The following is a 19820-nucleotide window of genomic DNA, read 5'->3' as shown; positions in this document are numbered from 1 at the left end:
TTAGAATAATTCAATATCAGTTTTTAATTCTTGTTTTTCAATATTATGAAGATAGTTCACTTCACGTTTTTCGATATTCTCATTTTGCACACTACGCAGCTTTTTCACATGAGCTTTACCCGTCTGCGGGTGAAACACCACTTTACGAGGCCATGGGCCCCCTACATCCTGAGAAACTAACCTCAATCCCTCTTCTTGAACGTATGCCTGTGCAAAACTTATATTACCAAGACCGATATCCGTCATTGTCCGAATAATCTGCCCGCCACCAAAGAGCTTTATTTTTAAATTCGCGCGCGATGCACCATTTTTAAGCACTTCATTAATTAAAAATTCCATTGCCCAATTTCCATAACGGCAATTTAGGCTGTGAGCATTTGTAAGCTCCTGTCCTTTTTCAATAGGCAGCATAAAGTGATTCATGCCCCCAACACCTACTTGCTCATCATAAACACACGCAGCAATACATGATCCGAGCACAGTCGTAATTAACTCATCATTTTTTGATACATAAAACTCACCGGGCAAAACCTTTGCAACAACATTTTTATGCCCACTATCCCAAAACCGTCTTACATGATCGAAGCCTTTTAGTACTGGTGAAAAATGCTTATCCATAATTAAACCTTCTGATACATTGTCTTCCCTAAATTCTTAAACTCTTGATGTGCCTTACTCATTGTTTCAGAGTGACCCAACATTAGATGTCCATCCATAGCTAAAACTTGGTGATAACGCTCAAAAAGCTGCTCTTTAGTTTCTTTATCAAAATAGATCACCACATTACGACAAAAAATCACATCAAATGGGCCTTTAAGCGGCCACTCTTGCAGTAAATTCAAACGTTTAAAAGAAATCATCTGTTGCAGTTCAGGTTTTACTTTAAATTGCTCACCATCTTTACTTCTTAAAAACCAGCGCTTTAACTGACTAGGCTCAAGCCCATTAACATTTGCTGCGGTATAAGTACCAGACTGCGCTTTCGCCAAAACGTTGGAGTCTAAATCGGTTGCTAGAATTTTTACATCCCAATCACGTGGGAATACACCACTCAATACCATAGCTAAAGAATAAGGTTCTTCACCCGTAGAGCAGCCCGCAGACCAAATACGTACTCGCCGCGTATCTTTATTGGCTATTAATAGCTTTGGAAAAATCTGTGTTTGTAGATAGTCAAAATGGTGCTGCTCGCGAAAAAATGCCGTCAAATTTGTGGTTATCGCATTAATGAAATCACTAAACTCTTGATTATGGTGAGCTTCTAAATACTCTAAGTACTGTTTGAAATTGGAGAGCTGCAATGATCTTACTCGCCGCGCTAAACGTGAATAAACCATTTCCCGCTTATGCTCACCCAATACAATGCCGCAAGAGTTATATACTTTTTCTGATACTTTCTTAAAATCATCGTCGGTAAACAAAAACTCTTTCATCACAATCACTCGCAATTATAACAGTCGGAAATAACGGCTATTAAGGGTTTAGTAATTAGCTGCTCAGGATTCTAAGCATTGGCGTGCGCTAATCGCGCTGTACAATAAATCAAATACTTATGTGATATAAAATGTACAGCGCACCTTTTCTAAATCCATATAGAAAATATTCTTTGTTGTTTATTAATAAACTTTAAAATTCTTCCCACTCATCAGAAGGCTCAGAGAAATCATTCCCTCTTGGTTCGCTGCGAATATAACGACTATGTGTGACGGGTGTTTCAGTACTTCTTACGTGTGGGGTCGTCGCTTTAGGCTTTTCTATGTTGGGAACTACAGCCTCTTCTTGGCCTAATGAGAAGAACCGTAATAGCTTACGCATATCATTCGCTTGCTCTGCCATCGACTCACCAGCAGCAGACGCTTGTTCAACCAAGGCCGCATTTTGCTGTGTCATTTCATCCATTTCAGAAATTGCTTTATTAACTTGCTCAATGCCTGAGCTTTGCTCTTCAGATGCTTCTGCAATATCCGAAATCATGCCTGTGACACGTTGCACACAGGTAACTATTTCTTGCAACGTTGCACCTGACTCATTGACCAATTGCGTGCCATCTTCGACCTTATCAACACTATCTCTAATTAACTCTTTAATCTCTTTTGCAGCCCCTGCAGAGCGCTGAGCTAAGTTTCGTACCTCTCCTGCGACAACTGCAAAGCCTCTACCTTGCTCTCCTGCTCTTGCGGCCTCAACAGCGGCGTTAAGCGCTAATAGGTTAGTTTGAAAAGCAATTTCGTCAATCACACTTATAATATCAGCAATTTTTTTACTGGATTCATTGATCGCTGACATGCTGGTTACAGCTCGATTAACGACCTCTCCTCCAAGTTGTGCTTTGTCTCGTGTTTCTGACGCCAGTTCATTGGCTACTTTAGCGTTATCTGCATTTTGACGAACTGTACTTGTCATTTCTTCCATACTTGATGCTGTTTCTTCTAATGCTGATGCTTGCTCCTCCGTACGCTGGCTTAAATCTGCATTGCCTTGCGATATCTCTTCCGCACCACTGGCAACCATAGTCGCGGATGAATTTATTCGGTGGATAACTTCTGTTAATTTATCTGCGGTTGCATTAGCATCACGTTTAAGCTTATCAAATGAACCTTGATAATCTTGTTCAATACGTTTTGATAAATCGCCATTAGCCATCGCTGATAGCATTTCCCCTGTACCGGACACTGCATCATCTACAATCCCAACCAAACTGTTTAATCCTTTGGCTAAGCGTAGGAAAAATCCATTTTTATCTGCTTCTTTTATCCTAATATCTAAATCACCACTTCCAGCGACACTAATTAAATCATTAATTTCTTTTTCTATGGCAACTTCTTCTGTACGGTCAACCCACTCAACGACAGTGCCTATACGCTCACTATCAGGTGTAATAATAGGGTTAGCAACTAGACCAAAAGTTCGCCCGCCAACCAGTATTTCAGCACTATACGTTTTATTTAATTTGCTTAATATATTACGCTGGTGGACTGGGTTCTTATGAAATACATCAATGTTTTGCCCTAATAACTTACTACTATCAAAAGTAGGTAGGTCTTTGCGTAAATCTTTCTCTGCCGTACGCATCATACTAACAACCGCATCATTCATATAAATGATGTTATTATCTGCATCCGCAATCATAGTATTAGTAGCAACGCGATCTAACGCTCGGCGCACACGTAAATTTTCTTGTGATTCACGTTTTTCTTGCTCAGCTTTATTTTCACTATCTGTTATATCTTGCCACTCAACAATCGTTCCTAACCTCTGCCCATCACTACCAAGCCAAGGCGTAGCGATGAGACTAAAAATAAGTTCCGCTAAACGTAAAGTGGCTTTATGTGGCTCGTTAAGTTCTGACAATACTTTGCGCTGATGCGATGGCTGCTTATGAAAATCATCTACACAGGTACCTATAAGATCCGCCACTGAAAATGATGGCAAAACGGTTTTTAGCTTAGCCTCACGCGCCTGCAGCATTTGTTTTACTTTCTCATTTACAAAAACAATCTTTAAATCGTTATCTGCAATCATCACATTTGCTTGGCATACTTTTAAGGCATTAGCTAAATCTGCAGTCGAGCGCGCTTTTTCAGATACTGCTTTTTGGGCACTAATATCACTAGCATATTTAATGACTTTATATGGTTTTCCGTTAGGGTCAAAAATAGGATTGTAAGACGCTTGTATCCAGATCTTTCTACCATCTTTTGCTATACGCAAGTACTCACCAGAGTCAAATTCTCCATCTCCTAATTTTCGCCAAAACTGGTTATATTCAGTACTTTTAGCATACTCCTGTTCAACAAATAAACGGTGATGCTTGCCTCTAATTTCATCCAGACTATAACCAAGTGTGTTTAAAAAATTATCATTGGCCGTAATAATGGTGCCATCAAGGTTAAATTCGATCACTGCTTGGGATTTATTAATTGCTTCTATTTGACTGGCCACATCAGCTGCAAGGCGTTTTTGCTGTGTGATGTCTGTGGCAAACTTAACAACTTTTAATACTTTTCCTTGCGCATCTATGACAGGGTTGTACGTCGCTTGTATCCAAATTTCTTTACCATGATTACCTGTGCGCTTGAATTCATCGCGGATAAACTCACCACTTTTAAGTCGCTGCCAAAACTCTTGATATTGCGCGCTGTCGACCTCTGTAGGATCAACAAACATGGCATGATGTTGACACTGAATTTCCTCAAGCTGGTAACCCATTACATTTAGAAAATTGTCATTGGCAGTAATAATTTGCCCCTCGGGCTCAAATTCAATGACCGCTAAAGACTTATTTAATGCAGCAACGACTAGGTCATTACTTGATTCTGACTGTTTTGAATTACTAAACCACCACATGCCAATCACCTTTTTATTTATCTGTTATGGTTTTTAATGCGTACATTTAATCTTCATTGTTTTTTTCAAATCAAGTAACGCAACCATTTTTTCACCTACATTTACCAGCCCTGCAACAAACTCTGAGTTATCAGAATCCGTAAAATTAGGCACTGTTTTCGCGTCTTCTTCTGCGATGCTATAAACATCAGATACAGCGTCCACGACTACGCCCATAATCTTGCTGCCTTGTTCAAAATTCACTTTTACGACTATCACAACAGTTAAAGGACCATACTCAATACTCGGTAATCCAAACCGCAACCTCAAATCTAAAATAGGGACTATGGTCCCACGTAGATTAATAACCCCTTTGACGTAATCTGGTGCATTAGGTAGCACTGTAATTTCTTCCCAACTACGAATTTCTTGCACAGTTAAAATATCTACACCGTACTCCTCATCCGCCATAATAAAAGTGAGAAATTGCTTCACCCCTTTTGCTTGTTCTAGCATTATCTTGTTATCTAATTCGCTTTGCCCAGAGATCATGACGCCTCCAAATTAGCTTGCGATTCAATAATCAACTCTTGGCTTCCTGGTTTTCGTAAGCCAGATAATTTGATTAAACCACTAATATCTATAATTAGAGAAACACGGCCATCACCTAAAATTGTCGCCCCAGATACACCGTCTACCTTTTGATAATTAGCTTCTAAGCTCTTAATCACAACTTGTTGCTGAGAAAGTAAATCATCTACTAGTAAACCTATTTTTTGATTATCGCTTTCAACAACGACTAACAAGGTTTTATCTAAGGTCTCAATAGCACCTTGATGATTAAAAATATTGTACAAACGTAAAATAGGGATGTATTCATCACGCAGCCTTAAAACATCAAGATCTTTACCCACTCGACTTACTTTGGTGATATCGATTTGCAATGACTCAACAATTGAAATTAAAGGAATAATGTATGTGTGTTTTGCAACTTTAACTAACTGACCATCTAAAATAGCCAGCGTCAGTGGTAAACGAATCGTAAAAGTCGAGCCAATACCCGTCGCGGACGACACTTCTACAGAACCATTAAGCGATTGAATATTACGCCTAACTACGTCCATTCCAACGCCGCGTCCTGAAATATCACTTACCGCATCTGCGGTTGAGAATCCCGGCATAAAAATTAATTCGTTGATTTCGTCATCGCTAAGCTCGTCGCCTAATGCTATCAGTCCATTTGCAATAGCTTTTTCTTTGATTTTAGTGGTATTAAGGCCTTGCCCATCATCCATAATTTCAATAACGATATTACCGCCTTGATGAAATGCATTGAGCGTGACAATACCTACGGGGTCTTTGCCTACTGCAAGACGCTGATCGACAGTTTCAAGGCCATGATCAAGCGAATTACGAACTAGATGCACCATTGGGTCGGAGATTTTTTCCATTACCGTTTTATCAAGCTCTGTCTGCTCTCCGAGTAATTTCAACTCAACTTGTTTATTTAACTTTTGTGAAATATCTCTTACTAAACGAGGGAAACGACTGAACACAAAACTTATGGGGAGCATCCGTATTCGCATTACATTTTCTTGTAAATCACGAGTGTTATGCGCTAACTGCGCTAATCCTTCTTGCAAAGAAGCAATCGTCGCTTCAGTAATTTCCTGCTCCCCAAGTTGCGTTAGCATCGCTTGGGTTATTACTAACTCACCAACCATGTTGATCAGTGAATCCACTTTATCAATACCAACGCGTATAGAAGTTGATTCAGTTGCTGGAGGTGGTGCCTTGCTTACCACCGTTTTTTTAACCTCTTGCGTATTTATAGGTGCTGATGAAGCAGGTTCTATTTTACTATCTGGGTTATTTTCTTCGGCTCCTTGCGCCGTATCATCTTCTGAGAAAAGCCCGCCACACAGCGTAATTGTTAAATCACAATCATCTTCCACCCATTCAAATATCTCTCTAATAACACGCTCTTCTTTTTCGGTATTTAAAAAGAAGCGCCAGGAAAGAAAGCAATCATCGGCCGTTAAATCTGTAATATCAGGGATTTCATTATGAGATACATGGGTTTCGAGCTCACCTAACTCAGCTAGCTCGCTGATCATGTATAAAGGCTCATTACCTGTTTTAAATAAATGATGGTAGGGCTTAAAATCTATTTGGTATGTGTTTACTTCTGCCTGCTGTTCATCTGCACATTCTGAGTTAGGATTATCGTGTTCGGATTGCCCTAGCCCTAAAATAGCCTCAAATTTAAGCCTTAAGGCATTAGCTTCTTCAAGATCTGGTTCTTGCTCTGATTGCAAAGCACTGAGCAAAGCGCGTAAACAATCCACCGATTTTAGTAACAGGTCAACGTGCTCTGTTGTTAACTCTCTTTTGCCTTCTCGTATTTGATCTAATAAAGTTTCGAGTACATGAGTGAAGTCAGATACCGAGTTAAAACCAAATGTGCCACTGCCGCCTTTAATTGAATGCGCAGCACGAAAAATTGTATTGATCGTTTCTAAGTCTTCCTCTCCGGGAACCAAGTTTAGCAACTCAGCCTCCATTGCATCCAAGCCTTCGAAACTTTCCTCAAAAAAGACTTCAAAAAATTGACTTAAATCTATACTCATGCCCGCTCCCTAAATTAGCGAATCACTTTCTTGATGACAGCCAATAATTGCTCAGGGTTAAAAGGCTTTACAATCCAACCTGTGGCTCCTGCCGCCTTCCCTTCAACTTTTTTATCCATACCGGATTCAGTTGTTAACATTAATAACGGCGTGAATTTATAGTTTGGCAGAGTCCGTAACTCACGGATCAAAGTAATACCATCCATTATTGGCATATTGACATCTGATATAACAGCATCAAAACCTTGCTGCTTAGCGATGCTTAATGCTTCACTACCATCTTTTGCTTCAGTAACATCAAACCCTGCCTTTTTTAAGGTGAATCCCACCATTTGGCGCATTGATGCGGAATCATCCACCGCTAAAATTCTTTTCATATTGACCTCTTAATCTGTACTTTCGAGTATTAGATATTCACTCAGACCCAAACTATTAATGGTACTTTTTAATGGATCACTCTGCCCTACCCAAATAATTTTATGATGTACAGAAAGTAAATGTTTTTGCAAAGCACATAACAACTGAATAGTTGCAGTATCCGCACTAGAGACATCACTAATATCCAAACATACATCATCATTGCTATTTAATTCGCGTAATATATCTTGATGTAAAACCTCAACTTGGGTGATAGTCAATTCTGCAGGAAGCTTTAACATAATTTTATTACTTTCCTTGTTTTACCAATTCATAACAAAAGCTTAGACCGAGTTAGTAAAAAAGCCACAAAAGCACTGAAAAAAGAATAAATATATTTCATGATGAAAAATTCAGATAAAAAAAGGAGCACATCGTGCTCCTTCATGAATACATGTAGTTTTTAATTAGCAATTAATTATTGATATTGATCTGCAATTACTGAAAATTCTATTATTAGTTTTTTTGCATTAATCAAAGGCGTGCTGCCTGCTTTAAATTCAGGTTTAAAAATAGCCCTAACAGCTCCAGTTGAATCAACCATTGCAACTGATGCACTGTGATCGACAGCATACTCCTGCTCATCACTATCGCTGATTGCGTATATTAGCCCCAGTTCTCGCACTAATGGGAATAAGTCTTTATGTGGGCCTGAAACAGCTAAGAAATCTGGATTAAAATAGTCAATATACGCTTTGCGCTTGTCGGGTGTATCTCGTTGTGGATCAACGGATAAAAACCAAACTTGCAGCGGATACTTGTCTTTTAATGCCTTATGAACATTATTAAGTTTAGCTAAGGTAAGCGGACAAATATCTGGACAGCTCGTATAGCCTAAAAAAACCAAGTTCCACTGATTTAAAAACGCTTGCTTAGTCACCGGTTCACTATTTTGATCTTGCAAGATAAAATCATTAAGCGGCTTACTTTGCTCGTAAACAAGTGCGTCAACCGTAGCCACTTTATTTTCACTACAAGCAACCAAAAAAAACAAACTTAAAACTAATAATACATTCGCATTAAACTTCATATAACAAGCCATTTGTCTACAAATAAGACCACAAAGAGTACCATTAAATGAACGATTGAAAAACGGAATAAATCCATCGCAGTGTCGTCATTTCCTGCCATTTTAAGTTTTACTGCTTTATAAATAAAAATCCCATTAAGTACCGTTGAGGCTATTAAATAAATAGCACCTGACATGCCTATTAAGTAAGGCAGTACACATACCAGTGCTAATAAAATTGAATAAGCGACTACACATGTTTTACAAAAATCAATACCGTGAGTAACAGGTAACATGGGTATTTTTGCTCGTTCATAATCACTTTTTCGGGCAATTGCCAAAGCCCAAAAATGTGGAGGCGTCCAGGTGAAAATAATCATTACCAGCAACCAAGGAGCAGCTGCCATTTGCCCAGTTTCAGAGACCCAGCCTAGTAATGGTGGCATTGCACCAGCGAGTCCACCAATAACTATATTTTGTGGGGTTGCTCGTTTTAAAAATGAAGTATAAATAAATGCATAACCAACCAATGCAAATAAGGTCAATATTGCAGTTAACGGATTAGCCCATAGCATCAACATAATAAAACCACTAACGCCAATCACTGTTGCAAAACTCAATGCATGAAACTTAGATAACCGCCCCTTAGCAACTGGACGATGACGTGTGCGCGCCATTTTACTATCTATTTCGCTATCAACCACGTGATTAATAACAGCTGCCGCTGCTGATAATAACCCGATCCCTAACAAGCTGATTAGCTGTACACCCATCCCTCGACCAACATCTGGTGCAAGCGCTAACCCCACCCATGCTGTTAGTACCAACATGGCGACTACTTTGAATTTACAAATTGCGAGATAATCATTAATTAACGCGCTAATTTGACTAGGTGCTAACTTTGTTATTGCTATTAGTTGTGTCATAACTGCCCCTAAGTACGTACTTTTAAGTAAAAACATAAACGAACTACCGTTAATAAGAGTATGGCAGCCATTAGGTTATGTGCCAGTGCGATACCTAAAGGAAAATGCCAATGCACAACCGCTAATCCTAAACAAATCTGACATAGCAGTGCAATTAAGACCGCCACAGTGCAATGTTTTATCTTTTTAGATAGTGCATGGCTATAAATGCGCCACATGATCAGTGCTAACACTACACACGTAACCAAAGCCCATATTCTATGCAGTAAATGAATCGACATTCTTGCTTGCTGTGAAAGCACGCCATATTCATAAGTACTTTGCTCTAACGGTAATTGAAATACACTACTAAGCGAAAATGGTTGGCCATAACTACACAGCGGTAAACCGTTACAATGTGGGGCAGCATAATTAGCAGCTAACCAGCCGCCTAGCGCAATTTGAATTACCAGTACCACTAACGCAACCAAGCTCAGCTTAAAATGACGCCTTGCAGGGGCATCGCCTCCACTAATAGGCTGTGCAGTAAGTCGTAAATACAACAGTGTAACTAAAGACAAAATACTAAAGCCGCCCAAAAGGTGGCCCATTACAATGACAGGCTGCAAGTTCATGGTAACAGTCCACATGCCTAGCGCGGCCTGAAAAACCACTAACGCAAGTAGTAACAATGGTAACTTAACAGGCGTGGTCGGATGTTGGCGCTTTGAAAAAGCCAATATAAATAGCGCTAAAATTAATAAGCTAAGGGTACCTGCAAAATAGCGGTGGATCATTTCCTTCCACGCTTTCGCGGTTTCAAACATCATATCAGGGTAACTTTGCTCTACATGAGCAAGGTCAGCTGCATGCTTGGGCACGGTTAAAAATCCATAACACCCTGGCCAATCAGGGCAACCTAAACCCGCATCACTTAAACGAGTATAAGCGCCAAGCCCAATAACTAAAATCGACAACATAAACGTAGCTAATACCAAGTTTTTATAATTTTTATACATAGTTAGCACTCCTTAAATTAGCTTGAACGCGAGTAGTTAAGTAATTTTTTTAAATCTTTTAACAATCCTTTTTGAGTTAAACGGTTTTGCTGAGGTTCTACATGATACGGGTACTGCAAAACGACCAACCCCATATGATCAATTAAATATAAACTTGCTGGCTGGAGCACATCGACTGCAGGGAGTTCACGCCAGCGCAATGTTTGCTGTTGCGCCTGCCCAAGTATTGCCATATCGACTTTGCCTTGGTTTTTACCAAGGGCAACATAAAGATTGTTTAGTGCGTGTAATTGCTCAGCGCACGCTTGCTCACATTGTGCAGGGTGATTAAGCGCTATAGTCCACTGTTTATGCTCAGATTGTTGCCAATCTTGCAGTTTAATTTCTTGAGTTAAAAACTCGCCTTTATTACTCGATGCGCTTGGGATCCAGTCAAATTTTAAGGCTAAATACGCCATTATTAAAGGCACTAAACAACAACCAATAAATATCATTAATGGATTATTTTTCATTATAATTCCTTCTTTTTACTAGCGAATATTGCAATAACTAGGCAAGCAACAGCGATTAAAAACCACTGCACAGCATATGCTTGATGTTTTTCGGGGCTCATCACCACAGCTTTATAATGAGGCACAGCGATGTTATCGCCATCACCTTGACGATACCCCATAAATTCAACTATGTTACGACCCGTCTGCTGTGTAAATAATGCTAAGTCAATAATTTGTATGCGCTTAGGCCAGTTTGAATCTATGTGTTGCGCTGCTTTTTGCAACGTAAAGCCACTGAGCGTGCCTTGCTTTAATTGCACTGTCATGGTGAAAGGGCTTGCTGGTAAATGAACCAGAGGTAACTGTTCGCGGCTAATGGGGGCCTTAACCCACCCTAAATTTACTAATAAGTTATCATCACTGTTGGTCAATTTTAATAAAGTAACAACATCGTAGCCAACTTGCCCTTGATAGACTTGATTGTCTAACAGCCAGTATTGCTCTGTATCAAGCATGCCCGTCACAGTTACATGCAACCCGGTTTTATTCCACTTAGTTGGAAGCTGATGCATTTGCTTCCAACTCAAAACTCCCTGCTCTTGTAGCTCGGCTATTTGTGTTAGCTGTAGTGCTTTGTTTTCAGCTCTTTGTAACTGCCAATACCCCAAACGTAAGCACACTAAAATCACAATCACCACCACGCAAAGTATGATAATTGAGCTAAGCTTTTGTTTACGCCATAAAATTAACTGCATAAAGGTGACCCAGTGATTATTAAAATTATTATCGTACTGTTGCTACTATTTATACTTTTTAACTTGTTCCGAGCTTTATTTATTATGGTCTCAGGTAAAGCGGATGGACGGCCTATGTCTCACTATTTAGGCCGTCGTGTATTATTTTCTGTTGTTGTATTAGTGATTGTAATTGCAGCGTTAAAGATCGGTTTTATCCACAGTAACGCATCGCCTATTCACAAAATTACAGCACGTATACAAATACAAATAAACACAGCCATACCACATCAACAAAATGCCAATACCAAGCAGCCGCTTGAAAAGCAAAATGTTTATCCGGGCTAAAATGGCCTTTAATAATTCGAATTAGAATGACCAATAATAAAACCGTACCTAAGGTCACATGCAGGCCATGAAAACCGGTCAGTAAAAAGAATGTATTGCCGTATACACCAGCATCTAAGGTCAACCCAAGATCTTGGTAGGCATGAATATACTCTTCAACTTGTAGGCCTAAAAAGCAAACTCCTAGCGCAACCGTTAATGCCAAAAATACCTTTAATGGTCCGCGCTTATTATTCTCCATTGCGACATGTGCAAAATGCAAAGTGACCGATGAGGTGAGTAATATTAATGTGTTGATCAGTGGCAACCCCTGCCAACCCATGGCTTGTGTTGTACCTCCTGCTGGTGTTGTGACTAATGGCCACATAGCCTCGAAGGTTGGCCATAGCACCTCATTGGTCATTGCATTATTACCCGCTCCACCCAACCAAGGCACAGATAGGATACGGGCATAAAACAATGCACCAAAAAACGCCATAAAAAACATCACCTCAGAGAAAATAAACCAACTCATACCTTGACGAAAAGAGCGATCCATTTGCGCTGAATATAAACCCTTATCAGACTCTTCAATGACATTTTTAAACCAACTAAATAACATAAACAACAACACGCCAATGCCTACATAGAGAATATAATGACCATTGCCACCTTCATTCTTAGCCTGCATCACAGTAAGCGCGGCACCCACTGCAATAAAAAACATTGCAAATGCACCGACTATTGGCCACGGACTTTGCGCGGGCACATAGTATTTTTCGTGATTTTTATCCATTTTACTTGCTCCTAAATAGCGATTAGTTTGGCAGCCTAATTACTGGCGACTAACTGCTTGCTAATATCAAACACGGTATAAGATAAAGTTATTTCTTCCACATCATCAGGGAGTTCCGTATCAACATAAAAAAGTAATTTAAACTCAACCTCCTCCCCTGCTTTTAAGGGCTGTTGATCAAAACAAAAACAGGCCATTTTATGTAGATACTTAGCTGCTTTACCTGGCGATACCGACGGCACAGCTTGCATTACTTTATCTTCATTACTGATATTTTTTGCTTTGAATAACACCTCACGCATAGCACCAGGTTTAACAACCACACTATATTCATGTGATTTCACCTTAAACGGCGCGCCACTTTGTGCATGCGTAGTAAAGCTCACATCTATTTCACGCTTTTCATTTATATGCGTGCTTTGCTTTGCTTGCTCTAGCGAGGGCTTACCATTAAGCCCTGTAACATCACAAAAAACGTCGTACAACGGCACCATTGCAAACGCAAAAGCAAACATGCCTAGGCATATTAAAACTAAGCGTTTAAGTAACGGTGCATGACTCATTACTTAATCTCCGGTGGGGTTTCAAATGTGTGATAAGGCGCTGGAGAAGCAACCTCCCACTCAAGACCTTCAGCACCATCCCATACTTTTGCCGGAACTTTGTCGCCACCGCGTGCGCATTTATACACCACAACAACAAACAGCAATTGTGAAAGGCCAAAAGCAAAGCCGCCAATACTAATAATCGCGTTAAAATCGGCAAATTGCAGCGCATAATCAGGGATCCGACGTGGCATACCTGCAAGACCAACAAAGTGCATTGGAAAGAACAGCACATTCACACTCACTAACGACAACCAAAAGTGCCATTTAGCCAAAGTGATATTAAACATATTACCCGTCCATTTTGGCAGCCAATAATAAGCCCCCGCCATGATTGAGAAGACCGCACCTGTCACTAATACATAGTGAAAATGTGCCACCACAAAGTAAGTGTCGTGATATTGAAAATCTGCAGGGGTGATTGCCAACATTAACCCTGAGAAACCACCAATCGTAAACAACACAATAAAGGCGATGCTAAATAACATGGGTACTTCAAAGCTAATCGAACCCCGCCACATAGTGGCTACCCAGTTAAATACCTTAACGCCCGTTGGCACCGAAATCAGCATGGTCGCATACATAAAAAATAGCTCCCCAGCGACCGGCATACCCGTCGTAAACATATGATGCGCCCAAACAATAAAGCTCAACAACGCAATTGAGGACGTCGCGTAAACCATGGAGGCATAGCCAAATAGCCGCTTACGCGAAAAGGTAGGTACTATTGTTGAGATAATACCGAAGGCCGGTAATATCATGATGTACACCTCAGGGTGCCCGAAGAACCAGAATATGTGTTGGAACATCACCGGATCACCGCCCCCAGCCGCGTCAAAAAAGCTGGTCGCAAAGTATTTATCCGTCAGGACCATAGTCACGGCACCTGCCAATACAGGCATTACAGCAATAAGTAAAAATGCCGTTATTAGCCAAGTCCATACAAATAACGGTAGCTTCATCCAAGTCATACCTGGAGCTCGCATATTAACAATGGTCACAATGACATTGATTGCTCCCATGATTGAGCTAATTCCCATGATATGCACAGCAAACACAAAAAACGCGGTGTTATCGTTACTGTATGTAGTAGAAAGTGGTGCATAAAATGTCCAACCAAATGCAGGGCCACCACCAGGCATAAATAATGAGGCTAATAGAATTAAAAACGCGAATGGTAAAATCCAAAAACTCCAATTATTCATTCGAGGTAACGCCATATCTGGCGCACCGATCATCAAGGGCACCATCCAGTTTGCCAGCCCTGTGAAAGCAGGCATAACAGCACCAAATACCATGATCAAGCCATGTACTGTAGTCATTTGATTAAAGAAGTGAGGATCAACTAATTGTAGCCCCGGCTGAAACAACTCAGCGCGTATAACCATCGCCATCGCGCCACCAATTAAAAACATGGTCAACGAGAAAATTAAATATAAGCTGCCAATGTCTTTATGGTTAGTTGTGTACAACCAACGCTTAAACCCTTTTGCAGGGTGATGATGTCCGCCGTCATGATGCCCAGCTTCATTATGTTGTTGCTCTGTTACGCTACTCATTATTTAGCCTCCGAAGTTGCATCAATCGCGGCTTGTATTTGACTCGGTTGAATCACATCCCCAGTATCATTACCCCATGCATTACGTTTATAGGTAACGACAGCTGCCAATTGCTTAATTGATAACTGCTTAACAAATGCTTGCATCGCAGTACCTGGGCGACCATTAATCACCACATCAATATGATCATTAATATCCCCCAACACCACAGGATTACCTTTGAGCGCAGGAAATACACCTGGTAAACCCATTCCTGTTGGTTGATGGCATGCGGCGCAACTAGCCATATACACTTGCTCTCCCAACACCATTAACTCCTCTTTAGGGAGGGTTTGGTCAAGCAGGGCTGCATCTGCTGCTGCTGCCGTTTTTTTGGCTTGCTTCGCTTGTTGCAACCAATCGGTAAACGCTTGCTCAGACTTAGCCTCAACAACAACAGGCATAAAACCATGATCTTTACCACATAGCTCAGCACACTGACCTCGATAAATTCCCTCTTCATTAATTTTGGTCCACGTTTCATTGATAAAGCCAGGGTTTGCATCTTTTTTTACAGCAAAATCAGGTACCCACCAAGAGTGGATAACATCGTCTGAAGTCATCAAAAAACGTACTTTTTTATTAATAGGTAATACCAATGGTTTATCAACTTCAAGTAGATAGGTGTTTGTTTTATCTGCTTGGTTGGAAATTTGATCTTGAGGGGTTGATAGAATAGAGTAAAAAGCAACGTCTTCACCCATGTATTCATAATGCCACTTCCACTGCGACCCCGTAATTTTAATGGTCAAATCTGCTTTGCTGGCATCTTCCATCGAAATTAGAGTTTTAGTAGCGGGTACCGCCATAGCGATTAAGATTACAAATGGTATTGCCGTCCAGAGGATTTCTACTTTTGTACTTTCATGGAATTGGGCAGGTTTTGCCCCTTTTGATTTTCGGTGATGGATTAGTGCCCAAAACATAACCGCGAACACAATTACACCAATCACACAACATATAATAAATATTGTCATGTGCAGTTGATAAACATCATTACTTATATCTGTTACGCCCTTTCGCATATTAAATTGGCTATTTGCCAATACTTGCTGCGGTAGAACAAACAATATAAGCCACAAGGTAGAGCTCAGTTTACCCATGTGACGACTCCTTTGAATGCTATTGCAAAAATGCAAAGCGAAAAGGCGGCACTGCTATTAAATCGCGCCAATTCGTTTATTGTTATTTTAACTGAAAGTTAACAATTTATTTATACCACAGGCATAAACACACTCATTAAAGAGCAATTGTTAATACAGTGTATTAACCAATTAGTTAAAAAATGAACAATTAGCAAGTTTTAATGGCAATTAAATTTTATTTTACTGCAAAAATAACAACTAAAAATCAGCGCGTTATTTTCCAAAGGAAGGTAATATTAAATAGCTAAAAGCAGTGGATAAGTAGGGGTAATAAGGCTTTGAATGGTACTTACAAGTGTGGGTTCTAATATATTAGGGGTTAAAAAATGTAAAGCATCAAACTTCAGCTATTTGATGCCACTCTATGAAAAAGTTATTACATCCAATCGGCGTTACGAATAACACCAACAGCCAAACCTTCTATATTGAAAGATTCATGCTCTAGATCAACTTCAATTGCGCAGAAGTCATCATTTTCAGCATGTAAGAAAACTTTTTTCCCAGCTTTTTCAATACGCTTAACGGTTACATCATCATCAACACGTGCCACCACTACTTGGCCATTTTCAGCCACTTGAGTACGATGTACAGCTAATAAGTCACCATCCATAATGCCAATATCTTTCATGCTCATGCCCTGTACACGCAGTAAAAAGTCAGCAGCTGGCTTAAATAACAGCGGATCAACTTGGCAATGGCTTTCAACATGTTGCTCAGCCAATATAGGTTCACCCGCGGCCACCCTACCAATAAGCGGTAAACCTAGTTGCTCTGGCTCATCTTCTTCAACCAGTTGAATACCTCGGCTTGCACCAGGTTTCATTTTAATCACACCTTTTTTAGCAAGTGCTTTTAAATGCTCTTCTGCCGCATTTGCACTTTTAAAACCTAGCGTCTGCGCAATTTCTGCACGCGTTGGTGGCATGCCTGTATCTTTGATAAAAGCTTTAATAAGTTCGAGAATTTGAGCTTGGCGATTCGTTAATGGGCGCATACAACTGGGTTTCCATACAGTACATTTAACTGTGAGTATATACAGTTATATGAAAATCGCAAATTTAAATTGGCTTAAATAAAACCATAAATATTGATTGAATTTATTAGTATGAAGTTACCGATATGAATGTTAAAAAGTATAAAGTAAATTTAAACCCATTGGAGAATATGGACATATGAGTATTTGGTATCAACCTATCACCCTTGAACAATGCAAAAGTCTTGATAACGGTATAAATGGACAAGGCACATTAATGAAAACCATGGGCATTGAGATTAGTGAAATTGGTGACGATTACCTCGTTGCAACTATGCCAGCCATCCCTGAGCATCATAACCCAATGGGAATAGTGCACGGTGGTGCTAATGTTGTTTTAGCTGAAACCGTCGCCAGTTATGCCGCTAATTTTGTGGTCGATTTCACAAACTTTTACTGCGTTGGACAAGAGATCAATGCGAACCATTTAAAAGCATCACGTAATGGCACGTTAACAGCAATAGCTAAGCCACTGCATTTGGGTAAGCGAACATCTGTATGGGAAGTAAAAATAACCAACAGCCGAGGTGAATTATGCTGCGTATCGAGGATGACCGCAGCAGTTGTTGAGCGTAAAATTAGCTCTGAACAGGATAAATAGTAATTTCAACACCGGCACCTATTGCAGATATGCGTAACAAGGTATCAACCTGTAATGCTTGATTAAAGCACTTTGGCGAGGTACCTGATTCAAAGCCAAGATCAAAAGTACGCTTTGAGCACGATAACCATTGTTTTAATGCTGCACGCGAACACGACTCTATTAACTCGCATAAGTGATTAATCGCCTTATCAGGAGAGGTTACTTCTCCTTTAGATTCAATGCGTGCAAGCTGTCGGTACTCATCTTTATCATAATGTAAAACCACAGCACTCTTTTTTAAGTCTGCAACTAACAGGCTAATATCTTGTTTGGATTCAAGCTCAAGATCTACATTTAAAAATTGAATTTCCGACATTATTTCTCTTTTATCTCACATTAAAAACAATGCAAACTTTAACCTATTTTTGCTTTTATACCAAATAATCTATCCCCAAGTCACCTCAAGATACATAATTCAACGTTTTATCTAAGCTAAAATCTACATGCGACAATTTGCCACATTGGCAAACCGAGTATAGCTTATAAAATACCGCGCTGAAAAATAATAACAAACAGGTAGTAATATGAATAAACGCATTTTTAAACACGCTCGTAAATTTCACAAATGGCTCGGGTATTTACTAGCAATTCAAATTTTTGCCTGGTTGTTAGGTGGTTTAGTAATGAGCGCAATCCCTCTTGAAAAAGTGCACGGTAAGCATCTTGCAGCACGCTCAATTAATAACCCATTTAATCAAGCCGATTACCCTACCTCACTTGATAATATTGTCTTGCAAGTTCCACAGCCAACTCAAATAACTTATAGTCATTTTTTAACCACCCCAATAATTACAGTGAATAACAGCGAAGGTGAGCATAGCTTTAATGGCCTTACTGGGCGCCCGCTTTTAGCACCGAGTAAAACCCAAATTATTGCAAATGCCTACGCTCATTTATTAATAGAAGCAAAAGTTAATAATGCTGTAATACTAACAACAGGCCCTCGTGAAGTGGGTTATAAACAAAATATTTGGCAAGTAACTTTTGACGACACCTTTAGCACAACGTTATATCTATCAGCAGATAATGGAAACGTTATTACTGTACGCAGTACTATTTGGCGTATTTTTGACTTTTTTTGGATGCTACATATTATGGATTACGACGAACGAGAAGACTTTAATAATCCATTACTGATCAGTTTTTCTGCCTGTAGCGTGTTATTTTGTATCACTGGATTTATTTTACTACTACAAAACTTCAGGTTGCCTCGACGTAAACGAACTCGCACATAAAATTCTCTTAATGGTGATGGCGATAACCACACGCCATCGCCGACTAAATTGCATATAAAAATATGCAATGTAAACTTTCTGATCTATAAAAATATACATTAGTTTAATTATTAAGTACTTAAGCTCGTCCGTTCAGCTGATTTACGCTATTGAATAATAACTCTAAAATACGCCCTCCTGTAGTTCACTTAAGTGATTGGATATGCCGTATTTTATTATTGCCTTATTGGCATCGCTGTTTAGTTTTAACCTTAATGCCGAGCAATTTACTCGCTTTTCTACAGCGAAAAGGCATTTAATCAAAACATTACCTACCGACGCTAAAAGCATTTATTGTGGCTGCGACATAAAACGCCAAGGTAAAAAGCTCGTTCCCGATCCAACTCAGTGCGGTTATGTACCGCGTAATGCAATAACCCGCTCAGGAAAACCAAATGCACGCGCTGTACGCATTGAGTGGGAGCACATTGTACCTGCATGGGAATTTGGTCACCAACTACAATGCTGGCAAGATGGCGGGCGAAAAAATTGCGTTAAAACCAGTGCTCAATTTCGTAAGATGGAAGCCGATATACATAACCTCGCGCCAGCCATTGGTGAAATAAATGCAGATCGCTCTAATTATCGATTTGGAATGATAGCGGGGGATGCTAGCCAATATGGCCGTTGCCAAGTAAAGGTCGACTTTAAACAACGCGTAGTTGAACCCCCTCTTTACTCGAGAAAACGTATCGCAGATGCTTATTTTTATATGCAAAAAACGTATGGATTAAAAATTTCGAGCAAACAACAAAAACTATTTAGCGCATGGCAACATCAAGAATTAGCCCAAAAAATCAGCAACACCAAGTTATAGGTAAACGGTTGATTGGGCTAACTCGCAATAAGTCAAATATTGACGCGT

Annotated in this window: 22 protein-coding genes; 4 read left to right on the top strand and 18 right to left on the bottom strand. The window is 39.8% G+C overall.

The window, feature by feature from the left end:
- The 12 genes from cheD to HJP15_RS17805 form a co-directional block, all read right to left on the bottom strand.
- Positions 1-618: a chemoreceptor glutamine deamidase CheD gene (gene cheD, locus HJP15_RS17860; RefSeq protein WP_054206105.1), complete on the bottom strand. Its 618-nt coding sequence runs from the start codon at positions 616-618 to the stop codon at positions 1-3.
- A 2-nt stretch (positions 619-620) separates the two neighbouring features.
- Positions 621-1433 carry a CheR family methyltransferase gene (locus HJP15_RS17855; protein WP_054206104.1) on the bottom strand — a complete coding sequence of 271 codons (813 nt, stop codon included), beginning with the start codon at positions 1431-1433 and terminating at the stop codon, positions 621-623.
- 193 nt (positions 1434-1626) lie between these two features.
- Entirely contained in the window at positions 1627-4347 is a 2721-nt protein-coding gene (locus HJP15_RS17850) for a methyl-accepting chemotaxis protein (RefSeq protein ID WP_170174274.1), read from the bottom strand.
- 33 nt (positions 4348-4380) lie between these two features.
- On the bottom strand, positions 4381-4878 hold the full coding sequence (locus tag HJP15_RS17845) for a chemotaxis protein CheW (protein WP_054206102.1): 498 nt from the start codon (positions 4876-4878) through the stop codon (positions 4381-4383).
- The gene (locus tag HJP15_RS17840; protein WP_170174273.1) at positions 4875-6956 is read right to left on the bottom strand and encodes a chemotaxis protein CheA; all 2082 of its coding nucleotides are present in this window, start codon (positions 6954-6956) and stop codon (positions 4875-4877) included. Before HJP15_RS17840 ends, HJP15_RS17845 begins: the two co-directional genes overlap by 4 nt.
- A gap of 14 nt (positions 6957-6970) precedes the next feature.
- Positions 6971-7333 (bottom strand): response regulator, encoded by a 363-nt coding sequence (locus tag HJP15_RS17835; RefSeq protein WP_054206100.1) that lies wholly within the window; start codon positions 7331-7333, stop codon positions 6971-6973.
- Between the two features lie 9 nt (positions 7334-7342).
- The gene (locus HJP15_RS17830) at positions 7343-7618 is read right to left on the bottom strand and encodes an STAS domain-containing protein (RefSeq protein WP_501193729.1); all 276 of its coding nucleotides are present in this window, start codon (positions 7616-7618) and stop codon (positions 7343-7345) included.
- A 173-nt stretch (positions 7619-7791) separates the two neighbouring features.
- Positions 7792-8403 carry an SCO family protein gene (locus HJP15_RS17825; protein WP_054455411.1) on the bottom strand — a complete coding sequence of 204 codons (612 nt, stop codon included), beginning with the start codon at positions 8401-8403 and terminating at the stop codon, positions 7792-7794.
- Positions 8400-9308 (bottom strand): heme o synthase, encoded by a 909-nt coding sequence (cyoE, locus tag HJP15_RS17820; RefSeq protein ID WP_170174272.1) that lies wholly within the window; start codon positions 9306-9308, stop codon positions 8400-8402. Before cyoE ends, HJP15_RS17825 begins: the two co-directional genes overlap by 4 nt.
- Before the next feature lie 8 nt (positions 9309-9316).
- A complete protein-coding gene (locus HJP15_RS17815) occupies positions 9317-10306 on the bottom strand; it encodes a COX15/CtaA family protein (RefSeq protein ID WP_170174271.1) in 990 nt (329 codons plus the stop codon).
- Positions 10307-10323: 17 nt separating this feature from the next.
- Positions 10324-10818, bottom strand: coding sequence for a transmembrane cytochrome oxidase associated protein (locus HJP15_RS17810; RefSeq protein ID WP_170174270.1), 495 nt, complete (start codon positions 10816-10818; stop codon positions 10324-10326).
- A complete protein-coding gene (locus HJP15_RS17805) occupies positions 10818-11555 on the bottom strand; it encodes an SURF1 family protein (RefSeq protein WP_170174269.1) in 738 nt (245 codons plus the stop codon). Before HJP15_RS17805 ends, HJP15_RS17810 begins: the two co-directional genes overlap by 1 nt.
- Positions 11556-11567: 12 nt before the next feature.
- Here HJP15_RS17805 and HJP15_RS22335 point away from each other — a divergent pair, with 12 nt between their 5' ends.
- Complete coding sequence (locus tag HJP15_RS22335) at positions 11568-11882, top strand: DUF2909 family protein (protein WP_082379065.1); 315 nt, start codon at positions 11568-11570, stop codon at positions 11880-11882.
- Here the strand turns inward: HJP15_RS22335 and HJP15_RS17795 are convergent.
- From HJP15_RS17795 to lexA, 5 genes are all read right to left on the bottom strand, one after another.
- Positions 11782-12657 carry a cytochrome c oxidase subunit 3 gene (locus tag HJP15_RS17795; protein WP_054206094.1) on the bottom strand — a complete coding sequence of 292 codons (876 nt, stop codon included), beginning with the start codon at positions 12655-12657 and terminating at the stop codon, positions 11782-11784. The two genes, HJP15_RS22335 and HJP15_RS17795, sit on opposite strands and share 101 nt — an antisense overlap.
- Positions 12658-12692: 35 nt before the next feature.
- A complete protein-coding gene (locus HJP15_RS17790) occupies positions 12693-13220 on the bottom strand; it encodes a cytochrome c oxidase assembly protein (protein WP_054206093.1) in 528 nt (175 codons plus the stop codon).
- Complete coding sequence (ctaD, locus tag HJP15_RS17785) at positions 13220-14821, bottom strand: cytochrome c oxidase subunit I (RefSeq protein WP_054206092.1); 1602 nt, start codon at positions 14819-14821, stop codon at positions 13220-13222. The genes HJP15_RS17790 and ctaD overlap by 1 nt, the downstream gene beginning before the upstream one ends.
- Complete coding sequence (gene coxB / locus HJP15_RS17780; protein WP_054206091.1) at positions 14821-15963, bottom strand: cytochrome c oxidase subunit II; 1143 nt, start codon at positions 15961-15963, stop codon at positions 14821-14823. The genes ctaD and coxB overlap by 1 nt, the downstream gene beginning before the upstream one ends.
- 418 nt (positions 15964-16381) lie before the next feature.
- Positions 16382-16999, bottom strand: a complete 618-nt coding sequence (gene lexA, locus HJP15_RS17775) for a transcriptional repressor LexA (protein ID WP_054206090.1) — start codon at positions 16997-16999, stop codon at positions 16382-16384.
- A 178-nt stretch (positions 17000-17177) separates the two neighbouring features.
- Between lexA and HJP15_RS17770 the strand changes: the two genes are divergently transcribed.
- Positions 17178-17639 carry a PaaI family thioesterase gene (locus HJP15_RS17770; RefSeq protein WP_170174268.1) on the top strand — a complete coding sequence of 154 codons (462 nt, stop codon included), beginning with the start codon at positions 17178-17180 and terminating at the stop codon, positions 17637-17639.
- Here HJP15_RS17770 and HJP15_RS17765 read toward each other — a convergent pair.
- Positions 17617-17997 (bottom strand): hypothetical protein, encoded by a 381-nt coding sequence (locus tag HJP15_RS17765; protein ID WP_054455401.1) that lies wholly within the window; start codon positions 17995-17997, stop codon positions 17617-17619. The genes HJP15_RS17770 and HJP15_RS17765 overlap by 23 nt on opposite strands.
- Positions 17998-18205: 208 nt before the next feature.
- Between HJP15_RS17765 and HJP15_RS17760 the strand changes: the two genes are divergently transcribed.
- On the top strand, positions 18206-18916 hold the full coding sequence (locus HJP15_RS17760; protein ID WP_170174267.1) for a hypothetical protein: 711 nt from the start codon (positions 18206-18208) through the stop codon (positions 18914-18916).
- A 202-nt stretch (positions 18917-19118) separates the two neighbouring features.
- Positions 19119-19772, top strand: coding sequence for an endonuclease (locus HJP15_RS17755; RefSeq protein ID WP_054206086.1), 654 nt, complete (start codon positions 19119-19121; stop codon positions 19770-19772).
- Positions 19773-19820 lie beyond the last annotated feature (48 nt).

It is taken from the genome of Pseudoalteromonas sp. NEC-BIFX-2020_002 (assembly GCF_013002825.1).
GTDB lineage: Bacteria > Pseudomonadota > Gammaproteobacteria > Enterobacterales > Alteromonadaceae > Pseudoalteromonas > Pseudoalteromonas neustonica.
This window is presented reverse-complemented; position numbering and strand designations above follow the sequence as displayed.